The following is a 13,965-nucleotide window of genomic DNA, read 5'->3' as shown; positions in this document are numbered from 1 at the left end:
ACCGAAAGACAAAAAGTGTCTTTCGGCCCTCGCTTCTTTTACGCGTTTTACAGGGACGCCGCACACCCTCTTCACATGACAAGCCCGTCTAGGCGCCGGCGTGTCATTGGTGAAACATGAACGAGTCACAACACTCTCTTCGGTTTGTAGACGACTCATTCACACTTCAACGCACGTAGCGGGTAAGTCGCACCGGCCCGGCGGCAGTCCTTGGTAATGTTCTAGCGCTCCATGCGTTAAAGGAGGGCCGTGGCTCGGATTGTTTTGGTTTCGTACTTGTGACGTAATTGCTCTCGGAGTAACCGCTCGCCATTTCGATCCGAGGGATGGTTGATGTACTCAAGTTCGCCAATTTCAGGCGACGGGAGCTCATTGAAATACTGCCGTTTCTTTAGCTGGTTCCCGCGGTGGCCGCTAGGGTTTTGTTCCCGTAGCGGGTAGTATGGCTGGGTATTTGATTGATTCATCGAACTGGAAAGTGCAAGGCTATATGTCTGACTCCAACAGCTACGGGCGCCGCGATGGCGATCGCCGTGGCGGTAAGCCACAGGGGAAGTTTTCTGGCCGTAATGGCCGTCGCGACGAGGGTCGCGGGCGTTCGTCGTTCGGCTCCGGGCGCGATGATGACAACCGTCGTGACCGCCGTGAGGACGGCGAGCGCCGCGGATACCGTGGCGATCGTAATGAGCGCCGTGATGACCGTCGCGGCGGCCGTAACGATCACCGTGACGACCGACGTGGTGGTCGCAACGACCACCGCGGTAATGGCCGTCGTGACGACCGCCGTGGAGGTGGCCGTCGCGATGACCGCCGTGATGAGAAGAAGCGGAGTCACTCGCCGCAGCGTTCGGGCTTCCGTGAGGAACGCATCAATCGTCGCCAGAACGACCCGGATGTCCCGTCCGATATCGATATGAACGAGCTTGATCCTTCGGTGCTTCAGGACCTGAAGTCGTTGTCGAAGGATAATGCTGAGGCGACTGCTAAGCATATGATTATGGCTGCGATGCTCATGCAGGACGACCCGGAGCTCGCATTGCGCCATGCACGTGCGGCAAAGGATCGCGCGGGTCGTGTGTCCGTGGCACGCGAGATCAATGGCGTTGCTGCCTACCACGCAGGTGAGTGGAAAGAGGCTCTGGCGGAACTGCGTGCGGCACGCCGTATTTCCGGCGGCCCGGGCATGCTTGCTGTCATGGCGGACTGCGAGCGTGGGCTCGGCCGACCGCAGAAAGCTATTGAGCTTGGCCGCAGTGAAGAAGCCAAGATGCTCGATCGCGATGGCGAGATTGAGCTCGCTATTGTCGTTGCTGGTGCACGCCTTGATATGGGGCAGGCGGAAGCAGCCGTGGTCACTATCCAGCGCGCACGCCCGGATAAGGCGGCACGCGGCGGGAGCGCTGCTCGTTTGAGCTACGCATACGCCAACGCACTGCTGGAGGCTGGTCGTACGGACGAAGCTAAGGAATGGTTCAAGCACACTGTCGCGATCGACGAGGACGAAGCGACTGACGCCGCTGGTCGTCTCAAGGAACTGTAATGAGTCTATTGACCACGCATGATGCCTTGTTGCTCGACTTAGACGGGACAGTCTGGGAGGGCGGCGTCGCTCTTCCCGGTGTCGCTGACGTGCTTAACGCCTGTGGCGTCAAAGCCATTTACGTGACTAATAACGCGTCGCGTGCGCCTGAAGAGGTGGCGTCGATGTTGCGCGCTATAGATATCCCGGCCGATCCAGAGCATGTTCTTACCTCTGCGCAGGCGGCAGTCTCCCTCGCCTCACAGCACATCAAGGCAGGCTCCAAGGTGTTGGTGGTCGCTGCGGACTCGTATAAGAAGCTTGCGCGCGACGCAGGTTTTGAGGTCGTTTCTTCGGCAGACGACAAGCCGGTGGCGGTTCTCGAAGGCATGAGCAAGGACCTTGGGTGGCGCGAACTGTCTGAGGCGGCGCTGGCTATCCGTGCGGGCGCGCAGTTCTTTGCATCCAACCTAGACACCTCGTTGCCTACGGAGCGCGGTCTTGCAGTGGGCAACGGTGCACTCGTCGCGGCTATTACGACGTCGACGGGCGTGGAGCCGCTGTCTGCGGGCAAGCCCGGCCCTGAGATGTTCATTCAGGCCGCTAAGATGATGGGCTCCTCGAAGCCTTTGGCTGTCGGTGACCGTCTCGACACGGATATCTTGGGCGGCAATACCGCTGCGATGGACACCTTCCACGTGCTTACCGGAGTGAGCGGCCCGATGGCTCTTATCGAGGCACCGGAGAAGCACCGTCCCGATTACATTGGCGCGACACTGGCAGATCTGGGTCTCAAGCGGGCAGAAGCACGTCCGGGTGCGCAGGGTGGTTTCACGGCCCGCGTCGATGGTTATGATGTCCTGCTTGAGCATGGAGATGAGGGCGCTACACCGACGCAGGCGCTGCGTACCGTGCTCGAGGTCGTCTGGGCGCTGCCCAAGCCGCCACGCTACATCCAACCGCGTTCTGAGGCAGCGGAGCGTGCGGTCAAGGCGTGGTGGTGATGCCTGCACCAACTCCAGGGTCCATGCCTGGTCATCGGCCCGCCCCGAAGCCGCATGATCCGCACTCGGTGGTGAGTCCTGAGTCCGTCGACACGCGTGTCGGTGATATCTTGGGCGAACCGGCAGCGGATCTGCGCGAAGAATTTGAACAGCTTGATCGCGCGCACACGGTGCTGCGTGACGTACTTCAGGAGAACTAATGGCCCTCAAACGCCACCGTCTCGACGCAGAGCTCGTGCGCCGCAAGATTGCGCGTTCACGTGAACAAGCCGTCGACTGGATTAAGGCTGGTCGCGTCTACGTCGGGGGCTTCCAAGCCAAGAAACCAGCGACCATCGTCGAGCCTGAAGTCTCCATTCGCGTTGAGAAGGCCGAGGAAGACGATTGGGCATCGCGCGGCGCACACAAGCTGTTGGGCGCGCTGGAGGCGTTCGATGTCTCGGTTGACGGGCTGCGGGTGCTCGATGCAGGGGCATCGACAGGCGGTTTTACGGACGTGCTCCTGCGCCATGGCGCGCGGGAGGTGCTTGCCGTTGATGTGGGCTATGGACAGCTACTGTGGCGTCTGCAGAACGACGAGCGCGTCATGGTTCTCGACCGGACGAATATTCGTAACCTCACGCTTGAGGTCACGGAAGGGCCATGCGACGCGATGGTGGGCGACCTATCGTTTATCTCGCTCAAGTTGGTTCTGCCCGCCATTGTGGAGTGCTTGAACGATGGGGCATTCTTGCTCCCGATGGTCAAGCCGCAGTTCGAGGTGGGAAAGGACCGCTTGGGGCACGGTGGCGTGGTGCGATCGCCGGAGCTACGGGCAGAGGTCACGGAAGAAATCGCTGCCTTTGCCCGGACCCTCGGACTAAGCTGCAAAGCAGTGGCTGCGTCACCGCTACCGGGTCCGAGCGGAAACGTTGAGTATTTCCTCTGGCTGGTCAAAGACGGTGGAACGACGCATCCAGATGCCGAGGCTTTGCACGACATGGTTGTGCGGGCCATTGAGGAAGGACCCCAGTAATGACCGCAACGGCGGACCGCACGCAGGACGCGCAGCGGACGATTTTGCTTGTGCCGCACACCGGGCGCGAAGACAATGTCGCCTCCATGCGTCGCGCTGCGGAATTGTTGCGCGACGCGGGGATTACGGTGCGCGTGTGCGCGACGCCGGCACCGGGCGTCGATCTGTCGGGACTGGATCTCGTTCCGCACGAGCCGGCCTCGGCCGAAGGGTGTGAGATGGTGCTCGTCTTGGGCGGTGATGGCACCTTCCTGCGCGCCGCAGACTTGGCGCATGCGGTGGACATCCCGGTTCTGGGCATCAACTTGGGCCACGTGGGCTTCCTCGCTGAGTGGGAGGCGGAGTCCCTGGAACAGGCCATCGAGCGGGTGATCTCGCGAACCTACCGCATTGAGGATCGTATGACGCTCGACGTTGTCGTCTATGACCGCGCCGGCAAAGAGATCGGACGCTCGTGGGCGCTCAACGAAGCCAGCGTGGAAAGCCTCGACCATTCGGGAGTGCTGGACGCCGTGCTGGAAATTGACGCCCGCCCGGTGTCGTCCTTTGGGTGCGATGGTGTGCTTATCTCGAGTCCCACGGGGTCTACGGCGTATGCCTTCTCCGCTGGTGGACCAGTGTTGTGGCCGGAGCTCGACGCCATTCTCGTGGTACCCAACAACGCGCATGCCTTGTTTACCAAGCCTTTGGTGGTCTCGCCGCAGTCGCGAGTTGCCGTGGAATCCGAGTCGTCGACGTCCGAGGCACAGGTGAGCATGGATGGCTTTCGGCGGTTGGATATGCCTGCCGGCGCGCGCGTGGAGGCCGTGAAGGGTGAGCGCCCCGTGCGCTGGGTGCGTCTCGACAATCAACCCTTTACGGATCGTCTGGTGAGCAAGCTCCGGCTGCCTGTGGCGGGGTGGCGCGGCCCGCAGCGCGGCGGCGACGACTACTCGGTCTAACTCGTTGCCGGACGTGGGCGCGGACGTGTGGACGCTTCGAACACAAATACGATAGACTACGGGGCATGCTAGCAGACATCACGATCGAGAACCTGGGCGTTATCGAACGCGCCAGCGCGGAGTTGTCCTCGGGATTGACCGTGCTTACCGGTGAGACCGGTGCAGGTAAGACGATGGTGGTCACTGGTTTGCGCCTGCTTGCGGGCGGACGTGCAGATTCCACGCGTGTGCGCCAGGGGTCGAAGAAGGCCTCGGTGGAAGGCACATTTGCCGTGGATACGGCGGCGCCGGATATTGCGCAGGCGGCCGCGACGGTCGTGGAGGACGCGGGCGGCTCGCCGGATGAGAACGGCGAGTTTATCGTGGCGCGTACGGTCTCGGCTGCGGGGCGTTCGAAGGCGTACCTGGGCGGACGTTCAGTGCCGGCGGCGACGTTGGGGGAATTCTCGTCGCTCGTGCTTACGGTCCATGGGCAAAACGATCAGCTGCGGTTGCTCGCGCCAGAACAGCAGCTCGGAGCCGTGGATCGGTCGGATCCGGCGGTCGCGCCGCTGCGCGAGGCCTACGCAGAGTCATTCCGTACGTGGCGTGCGTTGGCCAAGGACTATAAGACGCGCACGGAGTCGCGGCGCGAGCTGGCACAGGAAGTGGACCGGCTTCAGTTCGCGGTCGATGAGATCGATGGCATGCACCCGCAGTCGGGTGAGGACGTGGATTTGGTCGAGCGCATTCGCAAGCTCCAGGACGTTGATGGTCTGCGCGAGGCGGCCACGGTCGCGTTGGGGAGCATCGACGGGCAAGAGGGCTTCGAGGAAGATGCGGCCTCGTCCTTGTTGGGGCAGGCGCAGGCGCAACTGTCGGGCGTGGAGGATAAGCAGCTCAAGGCGTTGGGGGAGCAGCTGGCGGAAATCACGTCGCGCTTGGGCGACATCGCCGGTGAGCTTGGCGCGTACCTGGCAGATTTGCCTGCGGATCCGGAGGAACTGGAGAGGTCGCTTACGCGGCAGCAAGAGCTGAAGACACTCACCCGGAAGTACGCGCCGGATATCGACGGCGTGCTTGCGTGGCGGGATCACGCGAACGAGCGGTTGGCGTCTATTGACACGTCCACGGAGGCGCTGGAAGAGCTGGCCAAGCAGGTCAAAGCGGCGGAGTCTGAGATGATCGCGCACGCGGCGACACTGACGGCGGCGCGTGAGGACGCGGCGCGGCGCCTGGGGGATGCCGTGACGGCGGAGCTCAAGGGGCTGGCCATGGCGTCCTCGGAGTTCACGGTCGCGGTGAAGGACGCCCGGTATTCGAGGACGGGCGCGAACGAGGTGGAGCTGCAGCTCAATGGCCGGCCGCTGGCGGCGACGGCATCGGGAGGCGAGCTCTCGCGCGTCATGCTGGCGCTCGAGGTCGTGCTTTCGGCGAATACGGAGGGCACGACCATGGTCTTCGACGAGGTCGACGCTGGCGTGGGTGGCCGCGCCGCGGTGGAGATTGGACGCCGCCTGGCGCGGTTAGCGACGCGCAATCAGGTCATCGTGGTGACGCACCTGCCGCAGGTGGCGGCGTATGCGACTACGCACCTCCACGTGGCGAAGGATATGTATACCTCGGGCGTGAGCACGCTCAGCGAGAGGGAACGCGTAGAGGAGCTGGCGCGCATGCTCGCGGGACTCGACGGCACGGAGACGGGGCGTGCGCACGCGCAGGAGCTCTTTGACCGCGCACAGGCGGAAGTCGCGGAGTTCCGGCAGGAGAAAGCGAATAAATAGGCCCGAGCCGGGGATGCTGCCGCGCGCCTCCCACGCTGGGAGGCCTAGAAGTGGGACAATCGCGCGCATGAGTTTGTTTTCTCGCACTACCGACGCACCCGGTGTCACTGGCACCCTGCGCGATTGCACGCCCGGCGGCAAAGGACTGAAGAAGTTCGGCGCGGGGGACTTCGCCGTGGTCGACGCCGCGAATATCTCTCGTCAGGAAGCCCAGCAGCTGGTGGACTTGAAGCCGGCCGCGGTCATCAACACCGCGGAATTTAGCACCGGTAGCATTCCCAATTACGGACCGCACATGTTGCTCGACGCCGAAACGCAGCTCGTGGAGGGCGTGGGCCCGCAGTTCCTCGAGGCGATGAAGGACGGGAAGAAGGCGCGTCTCACTGATGACGGCACTGTCTATCTGGGAGACAAGCAGATTGGCTCTGGCACCGTCATCGAGCGCGGCCAAGCGCAGGCGCGCTTTGCCGAGGCCGAGCGCAACCTCATCGACCACATGGAAGCCTTTTTCGGCAACTCAATCCAGTTCATCCACTCGGAAGGCCCGCTACTTATCGACGGCTTGGGTATTCCGGAGTCGGGTGTGGAGATGCGCGGCCGCAAGGTCATGGTCGTCTCGCCCAGTGAGGACCACCGCGCCAAGGTGAAGTTGCTGCGCAACTTCATTCGCGAATACGAGCCCGTCATCGTGGGCGTCGACTCCGCAGCAGACTCGCTCGTGGAGATGGGCTACAGCCCGGATCTCATCGTGGCAAACCCGGAGACGGTCAAGGCGGAGACGCTGCGTTCGGGCGCGCGCGTCATCTTGCCGGCCACGCCGGACGGCACGGCACCGGGCCTGGAGAAAATTCAGGACCTGGGGGTGGGTGCGATGACCTTCCCGTCCGCGACGGATTCCTCGACGGACCTGGCGCTGCTGCTCGCGGACTTCCAGGAAGCGGACATGATCGTGCAGGTAGGAGGCTCTGTCGACCTCGACGATATCTTTGCGGACAAGGCACACGCGACGCCCGCGGCGTTGCTTGCGCGCATGAAGACGGGCACGAAGCTCGTCGACGCGGACTCCGTCATTACGCTGTACACGGCACCGGCAGGCGGAAGCCTGGGCTGGCTGTGGGCGTTGCTCGGCATCCTCGTTGCGCTCGCCGTCATCGTGCTCATCGCGGGCTTGGGCGGGGACGCCTCCTTCGGCGAGAACCTCTCCGCCACGTGGTCCAACCTCACCGAGACGGTCGCAGGATGGTTTAACTAATGCCACAGCGATTCTCTTCTTCTGGCCCGGTCATCGCAGGCAGTGGCTTCGGGGTGGCCGTGGGCGTGGCTATCGGCGCATTCGCGCTGGGCCCCACGGTCGCGGGTTCTGCGGGTGGCGATGACGCCGTGCGCGATGAATTCCGCCAGGTCGTCCAGGACAACCAGGTGCTGCAGGCGCAGTCCAAGTCCGGCGACTCGGTCGTCTCCGAGCTCTCGCCCACCATGGTGGATGGCAGCCTCGCTGGGCGCCCGGTGCTCGTCATGACGACGTCGAACGCGCAAAGCAATGAGGTCGACGGCATCAAGGCGCTGCTCGCCTCCGCGGACATCGAGGACGCCGGAACGATTGACTTGGCGGATGCCTTCTTCGATCAGTCGCGCGCGGACGAGCTCAAGTCGCTTATCGCCAACACGCTGCCCGCCGGCGCGCAGCTGTCCACCAAGCAGCAGGACATGGGCACCCACGCGGGCGAGTCCCTCGGCGCTGCGCTCTACATGGATCCGGAATCCACGCAACCGCTGGCCTCCGTCGCCGACCGCGCGACGGTGCTCCAAGCGCTGCGCGATGCCGGATTCATCGACTACGAGGATGGGACCATTCTGCCCGCCCAGGCCATCGTCGTCATCGACGGCAAGACGTCGGGCACTGCGGGCGATGAGTTCAAGTCCGATAACCTTTCTGCCATGCTCACGGCCTTGAATAAGACGGGCCGCAACGCCGTGCTCGCCGGAAGGATAGAGTCGACGTCGGATGAAGGGGTCATCGGCAAGCTCCGCTCCGCGAAGGGCAACGAGGTCTCCACGGTCGATTCCATCGACCGTTCGTGGGCGCGCATGGCGACGGTGCTCGCGGTGCGCGAGCAGCTCGACGGCGGCCACGGGGCCTATGGTGCGGCCGCAGATGTCGATGCCGCCGCGCCGCCGCTGCCGAATGCCGCCAGCTAACCTCTGGAAAGGATGACAGGCAATGTCGCATGAATTTAAGACTCTGCGCTCGGAGCTGCTCCTTGACGCACCGATTATCGCGGTGCGCCGCGACGAGGTCGTCATGCCCGACGGCCACGTGGCCAGCCGCGAGGTCGTTGAGCACTTTGGCGCCGTGGCCATCGCCGCGGTGGACGATCAGGGACGTATCGCGATGGTCAACCAGTACCGCCGCTCCGTCGACCGCCACCTGCTTGAGCTGCCCGCAGGATTGCTCGACATCAAGGGCGAAGACGAGCTCACCGGCGCCCAGCGCGAGCTGCAGGAAGAGGCCGGGCTTGCCGCTGAGCAGTGGGCGACGCTTGCAGACCTCGTTACCTCGCCGGGCTTTTGCGAGGAGGCCGTGCGCGTCTTTCTCGCGCGCGATCTCCACGAGGTGGAGGCGCTCCACGCCGTGGGCGACGAGGAGGCAGACATGGACTTCCTGTGGCTGCCGCTCGAGGAGGCCGTCGCGAAGATTCTTTCCGGTGAGATCGTCAACTCCATCGCCGTGGGTGGCATCCTCGCCGCGGATCGCGTCATCAACCATGGCGGAGCCACCCGGCCTGCCGATGCCCCCTTTGACCTGCGTCCCCAGTCCCTCGCCGCGCGCCGCCAGGGCCCGGACATGAAGAAGCTGTGAGTTCCTCTCAGCTAGACCTGCCCGCGCATCAGAGGGAACCGTCGACCCCGGCCCAGCGCATTGCCGCGACGTGGCTTAACCACTTGGCCGTCGAGCGGGGCGTCTCATCCAATACACTGAGCAACTATCGGCGCGATGTGCGCCGCTATCTCGGCTGGCTCGCCGAATCTGGGATCGAGGATCTCGGCGACGTCACCCGCTCCCATGTCGAGGCCTACCTCGCGTGGCTGCGCTCCACCATGGCGGCATCCTCGGCCAATCGAGCCCTCGTGGTCGCGCGCGGCCTCCACAAATTTGCCGTCGCCGAGGGCGTGCTGGGCCTTGACGTCGCCTCGGAGGTCTCGCCGCCCGCCCCGCCGCAGCATCTGCCGGATACTCTCTCGGTCGACGAGGTCGCACGCCTCATCGAATCCGTCCCGGACGGGGAGGCCGCGAGCCCCATCGACGTGCGCGACCGGGCGCTGCTCGAGCTGCTCTATGGCACCGGCGCCCGCATCTCTGAGGTCGTCGGCCTGGCCGTCGACGACATCCACGACGCACTCGAATCTGAGCCCGGCACGCCCGGCGTCCTGCGGATTACCGGTAAGGGCAACAAGGAACGCCTCGTGCCCGTGGGCTCCAAGGCGCAGGCCGCCGTGCGCGCCTATCTCGTGCGTGCGCGTCCCGTGCTGAGCGGGGGACGTACGCCCGCGCTCTTCCTCAATACCCGGGGCAACCCGCTCACGCGGCAATCCGCCTGGGCCGTGCTGCAGACCGCCACACAGCGCGCCGGACTCGACGCGAAGGTCTCGCCACATACCTTGCGGCACTCCTTTGCTACGCACCTGCTCGAAGGCGGCGCCGACGTGCGTACCGTCCAAGAACTCCTAGGTCATTCCTCGGTGACGACGACGCAGATCTACACGCACGTCACAGCCGATGCGCTCCGTGAGACCTGGCGCACGGCTCACCCGCGCGCCTAGACCGTAGTTTCCGGGCCGTTCGCTGCGACGGCTAGACTGGGCCCGTTCATCTTCTGTTCATCGTCCACTGGCGCGGCACATTGAGTACCGCGTCGACCATAAAGGTTGTGATCCCACCCGTGCCGACGACTTCTCACTCCGTGTTCCTGTCCTCGCGCCGCCATCTGGCTGCCGTTTGCGCCGCCGCGGTGCTTACCGCTCCGGCTCTCGCCGCTCCGGCCATCCTCGCGCCGCTTGGCGAGTCGCCCGTTCCCGCGGCCTCCGCGCAGATTCCCGAGGGCATGACTCCGGAGGCCGTCCAATCCATGCTCGCGACTCCCGTGAGCGTCGCCGCGGGCCAAACTACCACGGTCTCCCTGCCCGTGCCTGTCGAAGCCTCCTATTCCGGCGGCGGATGGTCCGTCTCGGCATCCGGCGGTTCCGCCACGATTACCGCCCCCGCCGAGGGCGGCCAGGTCTCCATCCCGGTGAGCTACCAAGGCTATTCCGGCACCATCACGCTCGTCTCGACCGCGCCGGAGAAAGCCGACGTCGGTGGCACCGGTAACGGCGGAAACGGCGAGGGCGGCAGCGACGGCGCGGAAGGCGCCGGCAACGACGCTTCTGTCAATGGCTCGGGCGGTGAGGGCACGCAAGGTGACAACGGCGCTGGCGGCTCCGAGGGCGGCAGCGGTTCTGCCGAGGGAACGAACGGCGGCGCCGCGGGGGATGTGACCGGTGGTGAGGCTGACGCGAACCTTCCCGTCGTGCCGGGGGAGAAGCCCACACGGTCGGCGGCGAGCCCCGCTGATGCCTCCGCAGCCGAGCACATCTACCTCGAGTCGACCATCAAGGACAACGTCATTACGGCCCAGATGGACGTGAGCCAGGCGCTCGATCTCTATAACCGCTTCAAGGACATGGACCGCAACAGCGTGACGCTGCGCTATATCGACGCGGACGGCAACATCATTGAGGGCGTCCAGCGCGATATCAATACCACCGCGCGCACCCTGACGCTGACCTACCCCGAGGGCCAAGCACCGGACAACCCGTTTATCATGCAGCTCATCCGTGAGGATGGCTCCGGCGTGGTCGCGGACGTCACCCTGCGCGACCCGCACTACGCGTCCGCTGACCATGTCACGCGCGAGCAGCTCGAGGAGGAACAGGCTGCGCATGATTCGGCGGATTCCTCCAACACCAAGCTCATCGTTGCCGGTGTCGTCATCGTCGTCCTCATTGTGGCGCTCATCGCCGCCCTCGTCGCACTGGCGCGCAAGCGCCGTTCCGCGCGCTCAACGACTCTATAGTCTAGCCTTTACCCTTTACTTTCCGGAGGCTTTGAGGGTTATGCGTCGTGGTTGCGCGGCGGCGGGTACGCTGTAAGATACGTCAAAGGGAAATGACACGGCTGTAAGACGGCGCGCCGACGGGCATGCTGGCAGCCCCGCCGGTGGGCGATGCATCGGTAGAAGTCAAGGAAGTAGGTGTGACTATGAGTGAGGACGGCCTCTTCGACGCCTCCGAAGTAGAGGTGGGCCTAACTGGTCGCCCGGTGCGTGAGCTCCCGGAGCCGGCCCCGCTGGAGTCCCACGGTCCCGCAACCATCTTGTCCATGTGTAATCAAAAGGGCGGCGTGGGTAAAACCACCTCGACCATTAACCTGGGCGCGTGCCTCGCGGAAGCTGGACGTAAAGTCCTCCTCGTTGACTTGGACCCGCAGGGCGCATTGAGCGCCGGCCTCGGCCTTACGCATGACGAGATTGAAGACACCATCTACGACGTTATGCTCGACAATCAGGTGTCCATTCACTCCGCGATTAAGCGCACGCCCATCGCAGGCCTTGACCTTGTTCCCGCCAACATCGACTTGTCCGCGGCGGAGATTCAGCTCGTCAACGAGGTCGGCCGCGAGCACACGCTCGCCCGTGCGCTGCGCCCCGTGCGCCGCGATTACGACTTCATCATCATTGACTGCCAGCCGTCCCTTGGCCTGCTCACCGTCAATGCCTTGGCCTGCTCGGCGGGCGTCATCATCCCGATGGAGTGCGAGTTCTTCTCCTTGCGCGGCCTGGCACTGCTCACGGACACGGTGGAAAAGGTCGCCGAGCGCATCAACTTCGATCTGGAGATCCTCGGCATCCTCGTCACCATGTATGACCGTCGTACCAAGCATGCCCGCGAGGTCATGTCGAGCGTCGTCGACTACTTCGGAGACAAGGTCTTTGACACCGTCATCACGCGCACCGTCCGTTTCCCGGAGACGTCCGTCGCCGGCGAAGCAATCACCACATGGGCGCCGAATTCGCAGGCGGCGAAGCAATACCGCGACCTCGCCCGCGAGGTCATCGAGCGCACCTCGAAGTAGTGAACGCTACTCATCCCCTTGCGCCTTCTCACGCACCCAACCAGGAGGCCGTCCAGCCGGAGATCACCGGCTTTCGCATCGCCCTGAAGAACTTCGAGGGGCCCTTCGACCTGCTTCTGCAGCTCATCTCGTCGAAGAAAATGGACGTCACGGACGTCGCGCTCTCCGAGGTCACTGACGAATTTGTCGCCTACACCCGTGCGCTCGGCGCCACGGCTGACCTCGACGAGACCACGGAGTTTCTCCTCGTCGCCGCGACCCTTCTCGATCTCAAGGCCGCGCGCCTCTTGCCCCGCGGCGAGGTCTCTGACTTGGAAGACTTGGAACTCCTCGAGACCCGCGACCTGCTGTTCGCGCGCCTGCTTCAGTACAAGGCCTACAAACAGGTCGCAGACCTCATGGCGCGCTGGCAGCGCGAAGCGCGCCGCAGCTATCCCCGCGCGGTGGGCATGGAGGAACAGTTCGCGCAGCTGCTCCCGCCGGTCGCCCTAGGTCACACGCCCGCGAGCTTCGCTGAGCTTGCCGCCAGCGTCTTTCGTCCGAAGCCGCCCGAGGGCGTGGCGACGGGTCACATTCACCACGTGGCCGTCTCCGTACCCGAGCAGGCAGGAAAGATCCTCACGACGCTCAAGCTGCTGGGGCAAGGCAACTGGATGTCCTTTACCGCGCTCACCCGTGACTGCACCGTGTCCATGGAGGTCGTCGGCCGCTTCCTCGCGCTGTTGGAGCTCTACAAAGCGAAGGCCGTCGACGCGCAGCAGGAGGAGTCGCTCGGACCCCTCGATGTTGCATGGACTGGCCTCGACGTCGACCCGGCCGTCGTCGCGGCGGCTAACTGGGATTAGACTGCGAAGCCATGGATAGTTCCCAGCCGCGTCCCGCCTTGCCGCTCATCTCGCAGCAGCGCTCGCGTCTCGAGTCGATTCTGCTCGTCCTCGACGCCCCCGCGTCCGTCGAGGCTTTGGCGCGCGCCCTCGAGCTGGAGCCCACCGTGGTAAGTGACCACCTGCGTGCCATTGCGAGGGAATTCGATGAGCGTGGCTCAGGGTTCGACCTCCGTGAAACAGGGGAGGGCTGGCGCCTCTACACGCGCAAAGACAACGCAGAGGCCGTCGAAGGATTCCTCCTCGACGGCAGCCAGACCAAGCTTTCTCGTGCCGCGATGGAAACCCTCGCGGTCGTCGCCTACCGTCAGCCCGTCACGCGTGCGCAGGTCGCCGCCGTGCGTGGCGTCAACGTGGATGGCGTCATGCGCACACTCACCCTGCGCGGACTCATCCGCGAGATTGAGCACGAGGGCCTGGCCCACCAATACGAGACCACGGAGCTCTTCCTTGAACTGCTCGGCATCGACTCGCTACAGCGCCTGCCAGACCTGGCGCCGCTGCTGCCGGATGTGGACTCCATCCTCGAGGAGTACTAGCACCCGACAATCCGCGAATACCACGGCCAGACTATTCGGGGGTAGGATGGCCTGCGGTAAACAAAGCGTTTCCACGTCCAGCGCCCCGCGAGCAGGAGCTCGCGAGATTTCAACCGGAATGAACAAGG

14 protein-coding genes are annotated in these 13,965 nt (G+C 64.3%); all 14 read left to right on the top strand.

Annotated features, from left to right (window positions below; all coding sequences use genetic code 11):
• The first annotated feature begins 490 nt into the window (after positions 1-490).
• The 14 genes from HMPREF3227_RS13035 to scpB all read left to right on the top strand — a co-directional run bounded on the left by HMPREF3227_RS13035 (position 491) and on the right by scpB (position 13,837).
• Positions 491-1,540 (top strand): tetratricopeptide repeat protein, encoded by a 1,050-nt coding sequence (locus HMPREF3227_RS13035; protein ID WP_082750337.1) that lies wholly within the window; start codon positions 491-493, stop codon positions 1,538-1,540.
• Complete coding sequence (locus tag HMPREF3227_RS10295) at positions 1,540-2,523, top strand: HAD-IIA family hydrolase (protein WP_066512878.1); 984 nt, start codon at positions 1,540-1,542, stop codon at positions 2,521-2,523. The genes HMPREF3227_RS13035 and HMPREF3227_RS10295 overlap by 1 nt, the downstream gene beginning before the upstream one ends.
• Positions 2,523-2,723, top strand: coding sequence for a hypothetical protein (locus HMPREF3227_RS13365; RefSeq protein WP_141629264.1), 201 nt, complete (start codon positions 2,523-2,525; stop codon positions 2,721-2,723). The genes HMPREF3227_RS10295 and HMPREF3227_RS13365 overlap by 1 nt, the downstream gene beginning before the upstream one ends.
• Positions 2,723-3,538 (top strand): TlyA family RNA methyltransferase, encoded by an 816-nt coding sequence (locus HMPREF3227_RS10290; protein WP_066512877.1) that lies wholly within the window; start codon positions 2,723-2,725, stop codon positions 3,536-3,538. The genes HMPREF3227_RS13365 and HMPREF3227_RS10290 overlap by 1 nt, the downstream gene beginning before the upstream one ends.
• Positions 3,538-4,479 (top strand): NAD kinase, encoded by a 942-nt coding sequence (locus HMPREF3227_RS10285; RefSeq protein ID WP_066512872.1) that lies wholly within the window; start codon positions 3,538-3,540, stop codon positions 4,477-4,479. Before HMPREF3227_RS10290 ends, HMPREF3227_RS10285 begins: the two co-directional genes overlap by 1 nt.
• 65 nt (positions 4,480-4,544) lie before the next feature.
• Positions 4,545-6,242 carry a DNA repair protein RecN gene (recN, locus tag HMPREF3227_RS10280; protein WP_066489230.1) on the top strand — a complete coding sequence of 566 codons (1,698 nt, stop codon included), beginning with the start codon at positions 4,545-4,547 and terminating at the stop codon, positions 6,240-6,242.
• Positions 6,243-6,309: 67 nt separating this feature from the next.
• Positions 6,310-7,494: a putative cytokinetic ring protein SteA gene (gene steA, locus HMPREF3227_RS10275; RefSeq protein ID WP_066512870.1), complete on the top strand. Its 1,185-nt coding sequence runs from the start codon at positions 6,310-6,312 to the stop codon at positions 7,492-7,494.
• Positions 7,494-8,441 carry a copper transporter gene (locus HMPREF3227_RS10270; RefSeq protein WP_066512866.1) on the top strand — a complete coding sequence of 316 codons (948 nt, stop codon included), beginning with the start codon at positions 7,494-7,496 and terminating at the stop codon, positions 8,439-8,441. The genes steA and HMPREF3227_RS10270 overlap by 1 nt, the downstream gene beginning before the upstream one ends.
• 22 nt (positions 8,442-8,463) lie before the next feature.
• Positions 8,464-9,102, top strand: coding sequence for an NUDIX domain-containing protein (locus tag HMPREF3227_RS10265; RefSeq protein WP_066489221.1), 639 nt, complete (start codon positions 8,464-8,466; stop codon positions 9,100-9,102).
• Positions 9,103-9,161: 59 nt separating this feature from the next.
• Complete coding sequence (gene xerD / locus HMPREF3227_RS10260) at positions 9,162-10,064, top strand: site-specific tyrosine recombinase XerD (protein WP_066489255.1); 903 nt, start codon at positions 9,162-9,164, stop codon at positions 10,062-10,064.
• 119 nt (positions 10,065-10,183) lie between these two features.
• A complete protein-coding gene (locus HMPREF3227_RS13915) occupies positions 10,184-11,356 on the top strand; it encodes a hypothetical protein (RefSeq protein ID WP_255356868.1) in 1,173 nt (390 codons plus the stop codon).
• Between the two features lie 185 nt (positions 11,357-11,541).
• Complete coding sequence (locus tag HMPREF3227_RS10250) at positions 11,542-12,414, top strand: ParA family protein (protein ID WP_066489215.1); 873 nt, start codon at positions 11,542-11,544, stop codon at positions 12,412-12,414.
• Positions 12,414-13,259, top strand: a complete 846-nt coding sequence (locus tag HMPREF3227_RS10245) for a segregation and condensation protein A (RefSeq protein ID WP_066512849.1) — start codon at positions 12,414-12,416, stop codon at positions 13,257-13,259. Before HMPREF3227_RS10250 ends, HMPREF3227_RS10245 begins: the two co-directional genes overlap by 1 nt.
• An 11-nt stretch (positions 13,260-13,270) precedes the next feature.
• On the top strand, positions 13,271-13,837 hold the full coding sequence (gene scpB, locus HMPREF3227_RS10240; protein WP_066512847.1) for an SMC-Scp complex subunit ScpB: 567 nt from the start codon (positions 13,271-13,273) through the stop codon (positions 13,835-13,837).
• The last annotated feature ends 128 nt before the right edge of the window (positions 13,838-13,965 follow it).

It is taken from the genome of Corynebacterium sp. CMW7794 (assembly GCF_001563605.1).
In the GTDB taxonomy this organism is placed as follows: Bacteria; Actinomycetota; Actinomycetes; order Mycobacteriales; family Mycobacteriaceae; genus Corynebacterium; species Corynebacterium phoceense.
This window is presented reverse-complemented; position numbering and strand designations above follow the sequence as displayed.